The organism is Pseudomonas sp. CFBP 13719 (assembly GCF_014842095.1).
GTDB lineage: Bacteria > Pseudomonadota > Gammaproteobacteria > Pseudomonadales > Pseudomonadaceae > Aquipseudomonas.
In genome coordinates this window covers 193,919-209,963 of sequence record NZ_JACYVB010000007.1, presented here as the reverse complement: position 1 = coordinate 209,963, position 16,045 = coordinate 193,919, and the positions used below count along the sequence as shown (strand labels likewise).

General features: G+C 62.8%; 15 protein-coding genes. 10 read left to right on the top strand and 5 right to left on the bottom strand.

Annotated features, from left to right (window positions below; genetic code table 11):
• Positions 1 to 122: 122 nt before the first annotated feature.
• Positions 123 to 1,205, top strand: a complete 1,083-nt coding sequence (gene gcvT / locus IFT57_RS20600) for a glycine cleavage system aminomethyltransferase GcvT (protein WP_192152522.1) — start codon at positions 123 to 125, stop codon at positions 1,203 to 1,205.
• A gap of 44 nt (positions 1,206 to 1,249) precedes the next feature.
• The gene (gene gcvH / locus IFT57_RS20595; protein WP_192152520.1) at positions 1,250 to 1,633 is read left to right on the top strand and encodes a glycine cleavage system protein GcvH; all 384 of its coding nucleotides are present in this window, start codon (positions 1,250 to 1,252) and stop codon (positions 1,631 to 1,633) included.
• Between the two features lie 37 nt (positions 1,634 to 1,670).
• Here gcvH and tauD read toward each other — a convergent pair whose 3' ends face one another.
• From tauD to tauA, 4 genes are read right to left on the bottom strand one after another with little or no spacing between them, the layout of a single operon-like run.
• The gene (tauD, locus tag IFT57_RS20590; RefSeq protein ID WP_192152518.1) at positions 1,671 to 2,504 is read right to left on the bottom strand and encodes a taurine dioxygenase; all 834 of its coding nucleotides are present in this window, start codon (positions 2,502 to 2,504) and stop codon (positions 1,671 to 1,673) included.
• A gap of 31 nt (positions 2,505 to 2,535) precedes the next feature.
• On the bottom strand, positions 2,536 to 3,366 hold the full coding sequence (tauC, locus tag IFT57_RS20585) for a taurine ABC transporter permease TauC (protein ID WP_192152515.1): 831 nt from the start codon (positions 3,364 to 3,366) through the stop codon (positions 2,536 to 2,538).
• Positions 3,363 to 4,169: a taurine ABC transporter ATP-binding subunit gene (tauB, locus tag IFT57_RS20580; RefSeq protein ID WP_192152514.1), complete on the bottom strand. Its 807-nt coding sequence runs from the start codon at positions 4,167 to 4,169 to the stop codon at positions 3,363 to 3,365. Before tauB ends, tauC begins: the two co-directional genes overlap by 4 nt.
• A gap of 28 nt (positions 4,170 to 4,197) precedes the next feature.
• The gene (gene tauA / locus IFT57_RS20575; RefSeq protein WP_192152513.1) at positions 4,198 to 5,178 is read right to left on the bottom strand and encodes a taurine ABC transporter substrate-binding protein; all 981 of its coding nucleotides are present in this window, start codon (positions 5,176 to 5,178) and stop codon (positions 4,198 to 4,200) included.
• 416 nt (positions 5,179 to 5,594) lie between these two features.
• Here tauA and IFT57_RS20570 point away from each other — a divergent pair, with 416 nt between their 5' ends.
• From IFT57_RS20570 to ssuB, 7 genes are all read left to right on the top strand, one after another.
• On the top strand, positions 5,595 to 6,935 hold the full coding sequence (locus IFT57_RS20570) for an OprD family porin (protein WP_122715971.1): 1,341 nt from the start codon (positions 5,595 to 5,597) through the stop codon (positions 6,933 to 6,935).
• Between the two features lie 153 nt (positions 6,936 to 7,088).
• Entirely contained in the window at positions 7,089 to 7,727 is a 639-nt protein-coding gene (locus IFT57_RS20565; protein ID WP_122796193.1) for a peroxiredoxin, read from the top strand.
• A 295-nt stretch (positions 7,728 to 8,022) separates the two neighbouring features.
• A complete protein-coding gene (gene ssuE / locus IFT57_RS20560; protein WP_192152509.1) occupies positions 8,023 to 8,616 on the top strand; it encodes an NADPH-dependent FMN reductase in 594 nt (197 codons plus the stop codon).
• A 106-nt stretch (positions 8,617 to 8,722) separates the two neighbouring features.
• A complete protein-coding gene (locus tag IFT57_RS20555) occupies positions 8,723 to 9,688 on the top strand; it encodes a sulfonate ABC transporter substrate-binding protein (RefSeq protein WP_122715968.1) in 966 nt (321 codons plus the stop codon).
• 76 nt (positions 9,689 to 9,764) lie between these two features.
• A complete protein-coding gene (ssuD, locus tag IFT57_RS20550; RefSeq protein WP_122715967.1) occupies positions 9,765 to 10,913 on the top strand; it encodes an FMNH2-dependent alkanesulfonate monooxygenase in 1,149 nt (382 codons plus the stop codon).
• Between the two features lie 9 nt (positions 10,914 to 10,922).
• Positions 10,923 to 11,711 (top strand): aliphatic sulfonate ABC transporter permease SsuC, encoded by a 789-nt coding sequence (gene ssuC, locus IFT57_RS20545; protein WP_192152508.1) that lies wholly within the window; start codon positions 10,923 to 10,925, stop codon positions 11,709 to 11,711.
• Positions 11,708 to 12,520: an aliphatic sulfonates ABC transporter ATP-binding protein gene (gene ssuB, locus IFT57_RS20540; protein ID WP_122715965.1), complete on the top strand. Its 813-nt coding sequence runs from the start codon at positions 11,708 to 11,710 to the stop codon at positions 12,518 to 12,520. Before ssuC ends, ssuB begins: the two co-directional genes overlap by 4 nt.
• A 219-nt stretch (positions 12,521 to 12,739) precedes the next feature.
• Here ssuB and IFT57_RS20535 read toward each other — a convergent pair whose 3' ends face one another.
• On the bottom strand, positions 12,740 to 14,116 hold the full coding sequence (locus IFT57_RS20535; protein ID WP_122479874.1) for a glutamine synthetase family protein: 1,377 nt from the start codon (positions 14,114 to 14,116) through the stop codon (positions 12,740 to 12,742).
• Positions 14,117 to 14,671: 555 nt separating this feature from the next.
• Between IFT57_RS20535 and IFT57_RS20530 the strand changes: the two genes are divergently transcribed.
• Positions 14,672 to 16,030: a glutamine synthetase family protein gene (locus IFT57_RS20530; protein WP_192152507.1), complete on the top strand. Its 1,359-nt coding sequence runs from the start codon at positions 14,672 to 14,674 to the stop codon at positions 16,028 to 16,030.
• Positions 16,031 to 16,045: the final 15 nt, after the last annotated feature.

Genomic DNA, 16,045 nt, shown 5'->3' with positions numbered 1-16,045 from the left:
CCACCGCGACCTTGTCGCTGTAGATATCACCACCGCGACCTTGTCGCTACAATGCGCCGCATCCGGCGCAGGCACCAAGGACAATTCGCCTGCGCTTTCGCCACGCCCGGAAGGAGAAACCCATGGGACAGCGTACGCCTCTGTATGACTTGCATCTTGCCCTAGGCGCAAAGCTGGTCGATTTTGGCGGTTGGGACATGCCCCTGCATTACGGCTCGCAGGTCGAAGAGCATCATCAGGTACGTCGCGATTGCGGCGTCTTCGACGTGTCGCATGTGACCGTGATCGATGTCCAAGGGCCGGACGCCCGGGCGTTCCTGCAATACCTGCTGGCCAATGATGTGGCCACCCTGACTGGCGCAGGTCAGGCCTTGTACAGCGCCATGCTCAACGCCGAGGGCGGGATCGTGGACGATCTGATCGCCTACCGCACCGAGGAAGGCTATCGCCTGGTGGTCAATGCGGCGACCCGTGACAAGGATCTGGCCTGGCTGAGCGCCCAGGCAGGCACCTTCGATGTGCAATGGCGCGAGCGCCCCGAGTTGGCATTGCTGGCCGTGCAGGGGCCGCAGGCACGGCGCAAGGTCGCCGACCTGCTGGGCAGCCAACGCCGCGAGGTGCTTTTGCAGCTGAACCCTTTCGAAGGCCGTCACCATCGCGACTGGTTCATCGCCCGCACCGGTTATACCGGCGAGGACGGTATCGAGATCGTCTTGCCCGCAGCGCAGGCAGTCGATTTCTTCAACGAGTTGATCGGTGCGGGCATTTCGCCCATCGGCCTGGGGGCGCGCGATACGCTGCGTCTGGAAGCCGGCATGAATCTGTATGGCCAGGACATGGACGAGGCGCATTCACCGCTGGTGTCCAACATGGCCGGCAGTGTGGCGTGGCAACCGACCGCGCGCGCCTTCATCGGGCGTGAGGCGCTGGAGCGTGAACAGGCCGCCGGACCGGCGCTGAAACTGGTCGGTCTGGTGCTCGAAGAACGCGGGGTGCTGCGCGCGCATCAGGTGGTCCGCATCGCTGGAGTTGGCGAAGGAGAGATCACCAGTGGTAGTTTCTCCCCTACGCTGAGCAAGTCGATTGCATTGGCGCGTGTACCGATGGCGACCGCGGACCGTGCGGAAGTCGAGATACGTGGCAAATGGTACCCGGTACGGGTGGTCAAGCCGACCTTCGTCCGGCATGGTAGAACCCTGATCTGAATCGTATGGCGGGCTGGCCGCTGACCCTTGTTGAGGACAATGTTATGAGCGATATCCCTGCTGAACTCCGTTTTGCCGAAAGCCACGAGTGGGCACGCCTGGAAGCTGATGGCACGGTGACCGTGGGCATCAGCGATCACGCCCAGGAAGCCTTGGGTGACGTGGTGTTCATCGAGCTGCCGGAAGTCGGCAAGGTCTTCGCCGCCGGTGATCAGGCGGGTGTGGTCGAATCGGTCAAGGCCGCTTCGGACATCTACTCCCCAGTGGGGGGCGAGGTGATCGAGATCAACGAAGCGTTGGCCGATGGCCCGGAAAGTGTCAACGGCGAACCTTATGGCGCCTGGTTCTTCAAGCTCAAGCCAAGCGCTGCCAGTGAGCTGGACACGCTGCTCGACGCTGCCGGCTACAAGGCTGCCATCGGCGAATGATGTGCAGCGGGGGCGGCGATCGCCGCCCCCCGTGCGTTCAATACGGTCGATCCCCCATTATCGTCGCTCGATGCATCACGCGACGCTGCGGGCGGTAGTCGTCTATGGCGTAATGCTGGGTCACGCGGTTGTCCCAGAAGGCCACATCCCCTTGACGCCATTGCCAACGCACGCAGAACTCCGGACGAGTGCCGTGGGCGAACAGCAGGTCGAGCAGCGCCCGACTTTCAGCTGACGAAAGCTCGTTGATGTGGGTGGTGAAACCATCGCTGACGAACAACGCCTTGCGCCCGCTGACCGGATGGGTCCGCACCACCGGGTGTGACAGCGGAGGATGTTGCCGGCGGGTCTGCTCCCAGCGCGCCAGTGCCTGGGCATCGCTGCCAAAGCGCTCCAGCGGGAAAGACTTGGCAAAATCGTGCGTGGCGGTCAAACCGTCGAGCAGGGTCTGCAACGGCCTGGACAACGCCTCGAACGCCGCGATGGCGCTGGCCCAGCAAGTGTCCCCGCCAAAGGGCGGTACCTGCTGGGCCGTCAGTATGGCGCCCATCGCAGGCTCTGCCAGAAAGGTCACGTCGGTGTGCCAGATGGCGTTGTCGCGTACGTCGGTCACGGCGGTGTCGAGCACCAGCACGTCGGGTTGCCCCGGCACACTGGGATAGATCGGATGAACGTGCAGGTCACCGAACTGCTGCGCCAGCCGTGCCTGCTGAAAAGGGGTCAGCGGCTGGTCGCGCCAGAACAGCACCAGATGGGCGAGTAGCGCGGCATCGATCTCGCGTTGCAGTGCCGGGGTCAGTTCCCGACTGAGATCGACGCCTTCGATGACCGCACCGATAGTCGGGCTCAAGGGGGTGATGTGCAGAGTCATGTTGGTCAGCTCTGTTGGCGAAGTGGGTGTTTCAGTGGCTTTGGCCGTGCCAGGGCACCAGCCGCCGTTGCAGGGCGCGCAGGCCCATTTCCAGAGCGAAGGCGATCAACGCGATCACCAGGATGCCCAGCACCACTACATCGGTGACCAGGAATTGCGCGGCCGACTGCACCATGAAGCCCAGGCCGCTGGTCGCGGCGATCAACTCGGCGGCGACCAGGGTCGACCAGCCGACGCCCAGGCCGATGCGGACACCGGTGAGGATGTCCGGCAGCGCACTGGGTATTATCACGTGGCGGATCAGTTGCGCCCGGGTGGCGCCCAGCGATTGCGCGGCACGCAAACGGGCGGGATCGACGTTGCGCACCCCGGTGGCCGTGGCGATGGCGATCGGGGCGAAGATGGCCAGGTAGATCAGCAATACCTTGGAGGTCTCGCCGATGCCGCACCAGATCACGATGAGCGGTAGGTAGGCCAGCGGTGGAATGGGTCGGTAGAACTCGATCAGCGGGTCGAGAATGCCTTGCGCTATGCGGTTGTGGCCGATGGCGATGCCCACTGGAATGGCGAACAGCACGGCGAAGGCCAGGGCCAGGCCGATGCGTTTCAGGCTGGCACCCAGGTGCTGCCACAAGGTGGCGTCCATATAGCCCTGGGTTGCCAGCAGCCAGGCTTTGTCCAGCACCGCGCCGGGTGAGGGCAGGAACAAGGGTTCTATCAATTCGGCGGCAGTCACCGCCCACCACAGTGCCAGCACGCCTGCCAGGGTCAGTGTGCTGATGGCACGCGTACTCAGGCGCCAGGGCCGATGTGTGGCAGGTGCGCGAGTGCTGTCAAAGGCTTGGGTCGGGTAGTGGCTCATGCCGTTTCCTTGCGCGCAATGGCGCCCTGGGTGGCAACTCGCTGTGCGAAAACCTGGGCGAGGACGTGCTCGCGGGTCTCGATGAACAGGCGGTCGGACTTGATCGCCCGAGCGCTTTCGCCAGCGGCATAGCGCTGGCCGAAGTCCAAGCTCAGGCGCTCCTCGACGTGGCCGGGGTCGGGCGCCAGCAGAATCAGGTCGGTGGCCAGAAACACCGCTTCTTCGATGTCGTGGGTAATCAGGAACACCGGCTTGGCGGTACGTTGCCAGACCTGCAACAGCAGCTCCTGCATCTGTTCCCGGGTGAACGCATCCAGCGCACCGAACGGCTCGTCCATCAACAGCACCTGCGGGTCGGCCGCCAGCGCTCGAGCCAGGCCCACGCGTTGACGCTGGCCACCGGAGAGTTGCCATACCTGCCGCTCGGCGAAACCTGCCAGGTCGACCAGCGCGAGCATTTCACGCGCGCGCTTTTCACGCTGTGCGCGGCCAATGCCCGCCAGTTGCAGGCCGAAGGCGACATTGGCCAATACGTCCTGCCAGGGCAGCAGGGCGTCATCCTGAAAGACTACACCACGGTCGGCCCCCGGGCCGTTCACCGCGACGCCGTCCAGCGTGATGCGGCCACTGCTGGGAGGCACGAAACCGGCGATCAGGTTGAGCAGCGAAGTCTTGCCGCTGCCCGATGGGCCCAGCGCGACGCACAGCTGCTGTGGCCCCAGGCTCAGGGAGATGTCCTGCAGCACCGGCTGCGCGGCGCCCGGGTAGTGGGCGCCGATACGGTCGAGAGTCAATTGGGCCACGGTCGAACTCCGGTTGGCGTGCGCGCGATCACTGAACGAACTGGGCGCTGACGTAAGGCGTGTAGTCAGGCAGCAGCGCTTCCAGTTTGCCTTGCTCCTTGAGGAACTCGGCCGTCTTGGCCACCGCCTGCACGGTGCCGCCACCCAGCAGCGCGGCGGAGGCCTGGGCCTGGGCATCGGGGTAGGTGGAGCCGGCGAGCAGGTCGGGGACGTCGGCGGCGTTGGCTCCCGTCAATTTGGCGATCTTGCGTACCGGCTCCGAATCGGCGGTCCACTGCGCCTGGTTCTTCGCGTAGTCGGCGAACGAATCCAGCGTGACCTTGGCGAACCGGGCGATCACCTCGGGGTGCTTCTCGGCGTAATCCTTGCGCGCAACCCAGACCTCGAAAGTCGGTGCGCCCCACTCGCCGACCTGTGCGGCATCGGTGAGGGTCTTGCCGCTCTTGCGGATCTCGCCCAGGGCCGGCGACCAGACGAAGGCGCCGTCGATGTCGCCACGCTTCCAGGCTGCGGCAATTTCGGCCGGCTGCAGGTTGACCACCTTGACCTTGCCTTCCAGACCCCAATGCTTCAACGCGCCGAGCAGGCTGTAGTGGGAAGTGGACACGAACGGTGTGGCAATGGTCTTGCCGACCAACTGCTGCGGGTTGTCGATGCCGCTGCCGTTGCGCACCACCAAGGCTTCGGCGGAATTGATCTGCGCCGAAACGATGAAGGCGACGATGGGCAACTTGCGTGAAGTGGCGGCAGCCAGCGGACTCGACCCGAGGTTGCCGATCTGTACATCGCCCGAGGCGATCGCCGTGACCACTTCCGGGCCACTATTGAAGCGCCGCCAGTCGATCTTCTCGCCAATGGCCTTTTCATAGGTGCCATCGGCCTGAGCGACCTTGCTGGGGTCGATGCCGGTCTGGTAGCCGACGGTCAGCGTGGCGGCCTGGATGCCCATGGCCAAGCTGGCCAGGGCCAGGGTGCTGACCAGTTTTCGTGCGAAATGCTGCTTGGCCATGGTGGCTGCCTTTTGCGAGGGTCGGGTGGCTGAGGCTCTTCGAAACCGGGCTGTCGAAGCACGAAACGTCTGGTGTCGGAAGGGCGAATGAGGGCGAATCTAAACGATATAAGAAATGGCTTTGAAATACCGTTTGGGAATTAGCTTATGTTTTGCAACTGGATTGAACTTTTTTGTTTGGATGATATGGGTTGTTATGCGTTTAAATTCTAAAAAAACTTGAAACAATTCTTTTTGGTTTTGTGAAAATTTCGTTAACCTCGGCACCCAGAGTTTGGCTTAGACCAAGGTCTCGAATCGGCTTGTAAACATTGACTAACCGGTCACGCTTTGGCGCTAATCGCGCATCGGCGGACAAGGGGCGCCAGACCCCCGACCAAAGACACCACAAAAATTAGAAACCAGAGGAGCATCACATGTACAAGCAGTCGCTCGCCGCAGCCATCGCGCTCGCCAGCATCTCCACCAGTGTCTACGCCGCCGATCCGGCACCCTCGGGTTTCCTTGAAGCCAGCAAAGCAACGCTGAGCTCGCGGACCATGTATTTCCGCAACGATACCCGTGAAGGCACGGCGAACGACCAGGAAGAATCGGCTCAAGGCTTCCTCTTCAACTTCATCTCTGGCTACACCCCCGGCACCGTCGGCTTCGGTCTGGACGTGCAGGGCATGACCGGCATCCACCTGGACGGCGGCCGTGGTCACCACCCGAACAACAACAGCTTCTTCCCAAGCGACACCGACGGCTCGGCCGAGAAGTCGTGGTCGCGTGTAGGCGCCAACGGCAAGGTCAAGTTCGCCAAGACCGAACTCAAGGTGGGTAGCGCGCTGCAGCCCAACCTGCCGATTCTGGTGTCCAACGATGGTCGCTTGCTGCCTGCCGTTTACCAGGGCGGTATCCTGACCTCCAAGGACCTGGACAACTTCACCTTCACCGTTGGCCGACTGAACAAGTCTGCGGGCCGTGCAACCAGCAACTACTCGGGCCTGGGCCTGAACGGCGGTACTCAGGACTCGAACAACTTCCAGTTCGCCGGTGTCGACTGGAAAGCCACCAAGGACCTGACCCTGCAGGTCTACCACGCGCAGCTGGAAGACTATTACAAACAGACCTTCCTCGGCGCCGTGCACGTACTGCCACTGGGTGAAGACCAGTCGTTCAAGACCGACCTGCGCTACTTCGACAGCAGCTCCGACGGCAAGAACGGCGACGTGGGCTACCGCTTCAACAACAACAGCGGCTACGCCAAGAACCCAGGCGAAGTCGACAACAAGACCTGGAGTGCCATCTTCACCTACAGCATCGCCGGTCACGCATTCCTTGCCGGTTACCAGCAAGTGGGCGATGACGGCGGCATGCCGTTCATCAACAACGGCAGCGTTGTCGATGGCAACAACCGCAACGAAGGTAACGGCGGTTCCAGCGTCTATCTGTTCACCGACAGCATGGTCAACTCGTTCACCCGCGCTGGCGAAAACACCACGTTCGCCCAGTACTCCTATGACTTCAGCCGCATCGGCGTTCCTGGCCTGAAAGCCTCGGTTGCCTACCTGCATGGCGACGACATCCGCGCGGCCGGTACCGGCGACTCGAACAACTCCGAGTGGGAACGCGACATGCGCGTCGACTACGTGATCCAGAGCGGTCTGCTGAAGAACTTCGGCGCCACCCTGCGTAACGGTACCTACCGCAGCGACGTTGGCACCAACACCGATCAGACCCGTCTGATCTTCAACTACACGTACGCCTTCAAGTAATACGTGCCGTTGGAAAAAGCCCGCCTTGTGCGGGCTTTTTGCTTTTCTGCGCTGGCGTTATTCCCGATTCGCCTAGCCCCAGCACGATCCATTCTTTTTGTTTCCTGGCCGGTCAGTGCACAGTCATGCGCACAACAGCCCAGGAGCAACACCATGACCATTCGACTCGGCGACATCGCCCCCGATTTCCAGCAGGACTCGAGCCAGGGCACCATCAGCTTCCATCAGTGGCTGGGCGACCAATGGGGGGTGCTGTTCTCGCACCCGGCCGACTTCACGCCGGTGTGCACCACCGAGCTGGGTTTTACCGCCAAGCTCGCCGATGAGTTCGCCAGGCGCAACGTCAAGGCCATCGCGCTGTCGGTGGACCCGGTGGAATCCCATCAGCGCTGGATCGGCGACATCGACGAGACCCAGGGCACGACAGTGAATTTTCCGATCCTGGCCGATGCCGACCGCAAGGTGTCCCAGCTCTACGATCTGATTCACCCGAACGCCAGTGACACCCTTACGGTGCGTTCGCTGTTCGTCATCGACCCGAACAAGAAGGTGCGCCTGACCATCACGTACCCGGCCAGTACCGGGCGCAATTTCCACGAGATCCTGCGGGTGATCGATTCGCTGCAGTTGACCGACAGCCACAAGGTCGCCACCCCGGCCAACTGGCAGGACGGTGATGATGTGGTGATTGTGCCTTCGCTCAAGGACGAAGAGGAAATCAAACAGCGCTTCCCCAAGGGCTACACGGCCGTGAAGCCGTACCTGCGCCTGACCCCGCAGCCCAACCGCTGATCTGAACCTGATGCAACTCGCCCTCGTGTAGCAGCGGCGCAAGCCGCGTCCGGACGTCGCGGTGTATCAAATGCACCGCATGGCCCGCCGACGCGGCCTGCGCCGCTGCTACAGGGATCGCGGTGATATCCATGCGGTGTGCGCAGCAGGGATAGGGAAACATGGGTATATGTTTTTATCGAATAACCAAATGAATAAATATGATTTAAAGATATAAATCCCGCCTGCTACTGTTCCTTCCATTCCGGCGACTTCTCCAGAAGCGCTCCGATTTCGCTATTCAAGGATTTACCCCATGCTGGTCGTATCCCTGGGCGGCAGCCCCAGCCTGCGCTCGCGCTCCGGTGTACTGCTGGATCGCAGCAAGCAGTGGCTGCAACGGCAAGGCGTCGAAGTGGTGACCTTCCAGGTACGGGACTTCCCGGCCGAAGACTTGCTGCACGCTCGTTTCGACAGCCCGCACGTAAAGCATTTCAACGAACTGGTCGGCAAGGCCGATGGCCTGGTGGTTGCCACGCCGGTGTACAAGGCCTCGTTCTCCGGCGCGCTGAAGACGCTACTGGACCTGCTGCCCGAGCGGGCCCTGAGCAACAAGGTGGTGCTGCCCATTGCCACCGGTGGCAGCATCGCCCACATGCTGGCGGTGGACTACGCGCTCAAACCGGTGCTGGCCTCGCTCAAGGCTCAGGAAATGCTCCAGGGCATCTTCGCCGACGACAGCCAGATCGCCTATGGCGAAGGCAGTCATGCAGCCCAGTTGGCGCCGGCGCTCGAGCAGCGCCTGGAAAATGCGCTGCAGGAGTTTCATGCCTTCCTGCTGCGCAAACCGCAGACCCATGACCCGGCCTTGCTCACGCAAAGCCTGCGCAGTGCCCGCTGGAGCATCTGATTCCAACCGCCGCACGCGGCCGCGACACTTTTCGCTGTACCCACCTTACTGGCCCGCCAACGGGCAAGCAGGTGCAACCCAATTCCCCCTGCAGAAGGAGAGTGCCATGCGCACCCTGTTCTTGCGTCGTGGCGTGGTCGCACTGTTTGCTGCGGCTGTGTCGTTCGGCGCCATCACCCAGGCCCAGGCTGAAACCCTGCGCATCGGTTACCAGAAATACGGCACGCTGGTGCTGCTCAAGGCCAAGGGCACGCTGGAGAAACGCCTGGCGGCCCAGGGCGTGGACGTCAAATGGACCGAGTTTCCCGGCGGCCCGCAGTTGCTCGAAGGGCTCAACGTCGGCTCGATCGATTTCGGCGTGACCGGTGAAACCCCGCCGGTGTTCGCCCAGGCTGCCGGGGCCGATCTGCTGTACGTGGCCTATGAGCCGCCCGCACCGACCAGCGAAGCGATTCTGGTACCCAAGGACTCGACGATCCGCTCGGTCGCTGAACTCAAGGGCAAGAAGGTCGCGCTGAACAAGGGTTCCAACGTGCACTACCTGCTGGTGCGGGCGCTGGAAGAGGCGGGGCTGAAGTACTCCGACATCCAGACCGTCTACCTGCCGCCGTCCGATGCACGCGCCGCCTTCGAGCGCGGCAGCGTCGATGCGTGGGTGATCTGGGATCCGTACCAGGCCGCTGCCGAAAAGCAGCTGCAGGCGCGCACCCTGCGTGACGGCCAGGGCATCGTCGACAATCTGCAGTTCTACCTGGCCACCAAACCCTATGCCACGCAGCACCCCGAGGTGATCACCGCGCTGGTCGAGGAGGTGCGCGCCGTGGGCGAGTGGTCCAAGGCGCACCCCGAAGAAGTGACCGCCCAGGTCGCACCGTTGCTCGGCCTGCCGGCAGACATCACCTTGACCTCGGTGAAACGCCAGGGCTACGGCGCGCAATTTCTCGACCCGCAGACCGTTGCCGCGCAGCAGAAGATCGCCGACAGCTTTCACCAGCTCAAGCTGATTCCCAAGCCGCTGCGCATCCAGGATGTGATCTGGACACCGCCGGCCAACGTTGCCAAGGCACCGTGAACCGCTGCGCCCCCGCCACCGCACAACTGCACCGGTGCCCCCGCATCGGTTCCGAGCCACGTCAGGAGACAACTCCATGAGCCTCAATATTTTCTGGTTTCTTCCCACCCACGGCGACGGCCATTACCTGGGCACTTCCGAAGGTGCGCGGGCGGTCGACCACGGTTACCTGCAACAGATCGCGCAGGCGGCCGATCGCCTGGGCTACGGCGGTGTACTGATCCCTACCGGACGCTCCTGCGAAGACTCCTGGCTGGTGGCGGCCTCGTTGATTCCGGTCACCCAGCGCCTGAAGTTCCTGGTTGCCCTGCGCCCGGGCATCATTTCACCCACCGTGGCGGCCCGTCAGGCAGCCACCCTGGACCGCTTGTCCAACGGCCGCGCGCTGTTCAACCTGGTCACCGGCGGCGACCCTGACGAGTTGTCGGGCGACGGGCTGTTCCTCACCCACGAGGAGCGCTACGAGGCGTCGGTGGAATTCACCCGCATCTGGCGCCGCGTGCTGGAAGGCGAGACGGTCGACTACGATGGCAAGCACCTCACCGTCAAAGGCGCCAAGCTGCTCTATCCGCCGGTGCAGCAGCCACGTCCGCCGCTGTACTTCGGCGGGTCTTCCGATGCTGCTCAAGACCTTGCCGCCGAACAGGTGGAGATGTACCTCACTTGGGGCGAGCCGCCAGCGGCCGTGGCCGAGAAGATCGCCCAGGTGCGCGAGAAGGCCGCCAAGCTCGGCCGCACCGTGCGCTTCGGGATTCGCCTGCATGTGATCGTGCGGGAAACCAACGAAGAAGCCTGGCAGGCGGCCGAGCGGCTGATCGCCCATGTCGACGACGATACCATTGCCCGCGCCCAGGCTTCGCTGGCCCGTTTCGATTCGGTGGGCCAGCAGCGCATGGCCGCGTTGCACGGCGGCAGCAAGGACAAGCTGGAGGTGAGCCCCAACCTGTGGGCCGGCGTTGGCCTGGTCCGCGGTGGCGCCGGTACCGCGCTGGTCGGTGATGGCCCGACCGTGGCCGAGCGGGTCAAGGAATACGCTGCGCTGGGCATCGATACCTTTATCTTCTCTGGCTATCCGCATCTGGAAGAGTCGTACCGCGTGGCCGAGTTGCTGTTCCCGCACCTGGACGTGCAGCGCCCCGAGGCGCCGACCGGCGCCAATTACGTCAGCCCGTTCGGTGAGATGGTGGCCAACGACATTTTGCCCAAGGCCGCCGCCCAGCGCTGAGAAACTGCCATGAGTACAACGAGCAAAATCATCCACCGGCTGGCGCCCTGGGCGCTGCCGGTGGGCCTGCTGTTGATCTGGCAGCTGGCGGTCAGCGTCGGCTGGCTGTCGACGCGGATCCTGCCAGCGCCCAGCGCGGTGCTCGCGGCCGGGGTTGCGCTGTTCAAGTCCGGAGAGATCTGGACGCACCTGGCCATCAGCGGATGGCGCGCGGGCATCGGCTTCGCCATCGGTGGCGGCATCGGTCTGGTACTGGGGCTGATCAGCGGTCTGTCGCGCTGGGGCGAGCGCTTGCTCGATACCTCGGTGCAGATGATCCGCAACGTCCCGCACCTGGCGCTGATTCCGCTGGTGATCCTGTGGTTCGGTATCGATGAGTCGGCGAAGATCTTTCTGGTCGCTCTGGGCACATTGTTCCCGATCTACCTGAACACCTACCACGGCATCAAGAACGCCGACCCCGCGTTGGTGGAAATGGCACGCAGCTATGGCCTGTCCGGATTCCGTTTGTTCTGGCAGGTGATCCTGCCTGGGGCATTGCCTTCCATTCTGGTCGGCGTGCGTTTCGCCCTCGGCCTGATGTGGCTGACGCTGATCGTCGCGGAGACCATTTCCGCCAGCTCCGGCATCGGCTACCTGGCCATGAACGCGCGCGAATTCCTGCAGACCGACGTGGTGGTCCTGGCCATCGTGTTGTATGCGATTCTCGGCAAGCTGGCCGACTTGGCGGCACGTGGGCTGGAACGGATGTGGCTGCGCTGGCACCCGGCCTATCAAACCAAGGGAGGTGCAGCATGACCGTCTTCAAGGAGCAGCCACAGAACCTGCGGCGCGGGATTCCCCTGGCGGTTCGCCAGCTGCGCAAGACCTTTGGCGAGCGCGAGGTACTGCGCGAGATCGACCTGAACATTCCGGCAGGACAGTTCGTGGCCATCGTCGGCCGCAGCGGGTGCGGCAAGAGCACCTTGCTGCGCCTGCTGGCAGCACTCGACCAGCCCACCAGCGGACAACTGCTGGCAGGTTCCGGCCCGCTCGCCGATGCGCGCAACGATACCCGGCTGATGTTCCAGGAAGCCCGCCTGCTGCCTTGGAAACGGGTCATCGACAACGTCGGGCTGGGGCTGTCCGGCAACTGGCGTGAACAGGCCTTGCAGGCGCTCGAAGCGGTGGGCCTGGCCGAGCGCGCCGACGAGTGGCCAGCGGGATTGTCCGGGGGGCAGAAACAGCGCGTGGCGCTGGCGCGGGCTCTGATCCACAAACCGAGGCTGTTGCTGCTGGATGAACCGTTGGGGGCGCTGGATGCGCTCACGCGCATCGAGATGCAGCAGTTGATCGAGAGCCTATGGCGCAAGCACGGTTTCACCGTGTTGCTGGTAACCCACGATGTGGCCGAGGCGGTGGCGATTGCCGACCGGGTGATTCTGATCGAAGAGGGGCGTATCGGTCTGGATTTGGCCGTCGAGTTGCCGCGGCCACGGGCTCGCGGTTCGCATCGCCTGGCGGCGCTGGAAACCGAAGTGCTTAATCGAGTATTGGCGCTGCCGGGCAATCCACCGGAGCCCGAACCGCCTTCACCGTTGCCGACCCAACTGCGCTGGGCACGTTGATCCGGATGCAGTACGTCAGGTAAACCGCACGTACCGCCGACGCGGCTCGCGCCGCTGCTACAGGGATTGTGCCAGCCGCGTCATGTCGTTCGCACCGCAGGCCAGAAGACGCGTCCGGGTGCGGTGCGGTGTACCCGCCACACCGCAAGCCACAAGACACATCGCATTCAGATGACACGATGCAACCCTGTAGCAGCGGCGCGAGCCGCGTCCGGGCGGTCACACGGTATGCAGGTACCAGTTGTATTCGAGGTCCGAGATGGAGTGCTCGAATTCTTCCAGCTCGCTTTCCTTGCAGGCCACGAAGATGTCGATGTACTTGGGATCGATGTACTTCGCCAGCACCTCGCTGTCGTCCAGCAGGCGCAGTGCATCGCGCAGGTTGGTCGGCAGGCTCTGCTCGTTCTGCTCGTAGGAGTTGCCCGTCACCGGCTCGTTGGGCTCGACCTGATTGGTCAGGCCGTGATGCACGCCGGCCAATACCGCCGCCATCAGCAGGTAGGGGTTGGCATCGGCGCCGGCAACCCGGTGTTCCAGGCGCACGGCATCCGGTGTTCCGGTAGGCACGCGCAAGGCAACGGTACGGTTGTCCAGGCCCCAGCACGGCGAGTTGGGCACGTAGAACTGAGCACCGAAGCGGCGGTACGAATTGACGTTCGGGCACAGGAACGCCATCGACGCGGGCAGGGTCTCGAGCACACCGCCGATCGCGTGACGCAATGCGGCGTTCTGCTCGGGATCCTCACTGGTGAAGATGTTCTTGCCGTCCTTGTCCAGGATCGAGATATGCACGTGCAGACCGTTGCCCGCCTGGCCCGGATAGGGCTTGGCCATGAACGTGGTGTCCATCTCGTGGTCGTAGGCGATGTTCTTGATCAGGCGCTTGAGCAGCACTGCATAGTCGCAGGCCTTCATGGCATCCGGGACGTGGTGCAGGTTGACCTCGAACTGCGCCGGCGCACTTTCCTTGACGATGGCGTCGGCCGGGATGCCCTGTTCCTTCGCCCCTTCGAGGATGTCCTGCAGGCAGTCCACGTACTCGTCCAGGTCGTCGATCAGATACACCTGGGTCGAGTGCGGCCGCTTGCCGGAGATCGGCGAGCGCGGCGGTTGCGGTCGACCGTTCACGTTTTCCTGGTCGATCAGGTAGAACTCCAGCTCGAAGGCAGCGCAGATGGTCAGGCCCATGGCGTCGAACTTCTCGACGACCTGGCGCAGCACTTCACGCGGGTCGGCGAAGAACGGCTCGCCTTCGAGTTCGTGCATGGTCATCAGCAATTGCGCGGTAGGGCGCTTCTGCCAAGGCTCGTTGCACAGGGTGTCGGGGATGGGGTAGCAGATACGATCGGCATCGCCGATGTCCAGGCCAAGGCCAGTGCTTTCCACGGTGGAACCGTTGATGTCCAGGGCAAACAGCGAGGCGGGCAGGTTGATGCCTTTCTCGTAAACCTTGTGGAGGCTGGTGCGCTCGATGCGCTTGCCACGCACCACACCATTCATATCTGCAATCAGAAGGTCGACGTACAGAACCTCAGGATGTTCCTTAAGGAATGCGTTCGCTTCGTTAAGCTGAACGGCACGCGGGGGTACCGACATGATGCAACACCTTTGTTGTTAAAAATATCAATCATTGGGTCGAGCAGGTTTCAGTCAATCCGAAAGCCAACACTAAGTCAAGCGAGCCGGGTTTTGCCCTGAAAGAGCGCTGTTGAGCCTCTTTTGCTGCATATCGGGGCGCCTGCAAGCGGCAATTACAGTGCCTTGCAACTGCTTGAAAAGTGCCTGCCGAAGTTTGCAGCGTGATAGTTGTGGAAAAAAATGAACAAGGCTAAGCTCGTTTTCAACCCGCCATTTCAACAATACCGAGGGTGAGTCATGGCACGCCCGCCATTCTCTGATGGAGATCGCTGCAGCCACCGATTGCCAGCGACCAGAATAATTGACAGCCCACGGCGTTGCGTCTCTGTTTTTTTGTCCCTCCTGTACTGCCTGAGCCCCGAAACCGCTACCCTGAGCTTCACGTTCCGGCCGGGTATCGAGAGGCCGGGTGGGCAGTGTGCAGCCCTCGCTTGACCGCTTTCCCAACGACGCCCACGCGTCAACACGTGCCCGGCTCGCCGCGAGCCAGGTCAATGGCCTCCTGAGGTATTTATGAGTCCCAACCTCGACCAGCTCACCGATTGGTTGAAAGATCACAAGATCACCGAAGTCGAATGCCTGATCGCCGACCTCACCGGGATCACCCGCGGCAAGATTTCCCCGACCAACAAGTTCATCGCCGAAAAAGGCATGCGCTTGCCGGAAAGTGTTTTATTGCAAACCGTGACCGGCGACTATGTAGAAGACGACATCTACTACGAGTTGCTCGACCCCGCCGACATCGACATGATCTGCCGCCCCGACGAGAACGCGGTGTTTCTCGTTCCCTGGGCCATAGAGCCCACGGCGCAGGTCATCCACGACACGTACGACAAGCAGGGCAACCCCATCGAGCTGTCGCCGCGCAACGTGCTCAAGAAGGTCTTGAAGCTGTATGCGGATCGAAACTGGCAGCCGATCGTGGCGCCGGAAATGGAGTTCTACCTGACCAAGCGCTGCGAAGACCCGGACTTCCCGCTGCAGCCGCCGATCGGCCGCTCGGGACGTCCGGAAACCGGTCGGCAATCGTTTTCCATCGAAGCGGCGAACGAGTTCGACCCATTGTTCGAAGACGTCTACGACTGGTGCGAGGCGCAGAACCTTGACCTCGACACCCTGATCCACGAAGACGGCACCGCGCAGATGGAAATCAACTTCCGTCACGGCAATGCCCTGCACCTGGCCGACCAGATCCTGGTGTTCAAGCGCACCATGCGCGAGGCTGCGCTCAAGCACAACGTGGCCGCCACTTTCATGGCCAAGCCCATGACCGGCGAGCCGGGCAGTGCCATGCACCTGCACCAGAGCATCGTCGATTCGGCCACCGGCAAGAATATCTTCGCCAACGAAGACGGCTCGATGAGCCAGCTGTTCCTGCACCACGTCGGCGGCTTGCAGAAATTCATTCCCGAACTGCTGCCGCTGTTCGCGCCCAACGTCAATTCGTTCCGTCGCTTCCTGCCCGACACCTCGGCGCCGGTCAACGTCGAATGGGGCGAGGAAAACCGCACCGTGGGCCTGCGCGTGCCCGACGCCACGCCGCAGAACCGGCGGGTCGAGAACCGCTTGCCGGGCGCCGATGCCAACCCCTACCTGGCCATCGCCGCCAGCCTGTTGTGCGGCTACATCGGCATGGTCGAGGGCCTGAACCCGAGCGCGCCGGTGCAGGGCCGCGGTTACGAGCGGCGCAACCTGCGCCTGCCGTTGACCATCGAAGATGCGCTGGAGCGCATGGAAAACTGCAAGACGGTAGAGAAGTACCTGGGCAAGAAATTCGTCGTTGGCTATGTCGCGGTCAAGCGCGCCGAACACGAAAACTTCAAGCGCGTGATCAGCTCGTGGGAACGTGAGTTCCTGCTGTTCGCGGTGTGAGAAAAAGGAGCGACA

Excerpts from the sequence above, each read along its gene's own strand:
- gcvT (WP_192152522.1), top strand. The coding sequence starts at position 123 with ATGGGACAGCGTACGCCTCTGTATGACTTGCATCTTGCCCTAGGCGCA.
- gcvH (WP_192152520.1), top strand. The coding sequence starts at position 1,250 with ATGAGCGATATCCCTGCTGAACTCCGTTTTGCCGAAAGCCACGAGTGG.
- tauD (WP_192152518.1), bottom strand. The coding sequence starts at position 2,504 with ATGACTCTGCACATCACCCCCTTGAGCCCGACTATCGGTGCGGTCATC.
- tauC (WP_192152515.1), bottom strand. The coding sequence starts at position 3,366 with ATGAGCCACTACCCGACCCAAGCCTTTGACAGCACTCGCGCACCTGCC.
- tauA (WP_192152513.1), bottom strand. The coding sequence starts at position 5,178 with ATGGCCAAGCAGCATTTCGCACGAAAACTGGTCAGCACCCTGGCCCTG.
- IFT57_RS20570 (WP_122715971.1), top strand. The coding sequence starts at position 5,595 with ATGTACAAGCAGTCGCTCGCCGCAGCCATCGCGCTCGCCAGCATCTCC.
- IFT57_RS20565 (WP_122796193.1), top strand. The coding sequence starts at position 7,089 with ATGACCATTCGACTCGGCGACATCGCCCCCGATTTCCAGCAGGACTCG.
- ssuE (WP_192152509.1), top strand. The coding sequence starts at position 8,023 with ATGCTGGTCGTATCCCTGGGCGGCAGCCCCAGCCTGCGCTCGCGCTCC.
- IFT57_RS20555 (WP_122715968.1), top strand. The coding sequence starts at position 8,723 with ATGCGCACCCTGTTCTTGCGTCGTGGCGTGGTCGCACTGTTTGCTGCG.
- ssuD (WP_122715967.1), top strand. The coding sequence starts at position 9,765 with ATGAGCCTCAATATTTTCTGGTTTCTTCCCACCCACGGCGACGGCCAT.
- ssuC (WP_192152508.1), top strand. The coding sequence starts at position 10,923 with ATGAGTACAACGAGCAAAATCATCCACCGGCTGGCGCCCTGGGCGCTG.
- ssuB (WP_122715965.1), top strand. The coding sequence starts at position 11,708 with ATGACCGTCTTCAAGGAGCAGCCACAGAACCTGCGGCGCGGGATTCCC.
- IFT57_RS20535 (WP_122479874.1), bottom strand. The coding sequence starts at position 14,116 with ATGTCGGTACCCCCGCGTGCCGTTCAGCTTAACGAAGCGAACGCATTC.
- IFT57_RS20530 (WP_192152507.1), top strand. The coding sequence starts at position 14,672 with ATGAGTCCCAACCTCGACCAGCTCACCGATTGGTTGAAAGATCACAAG.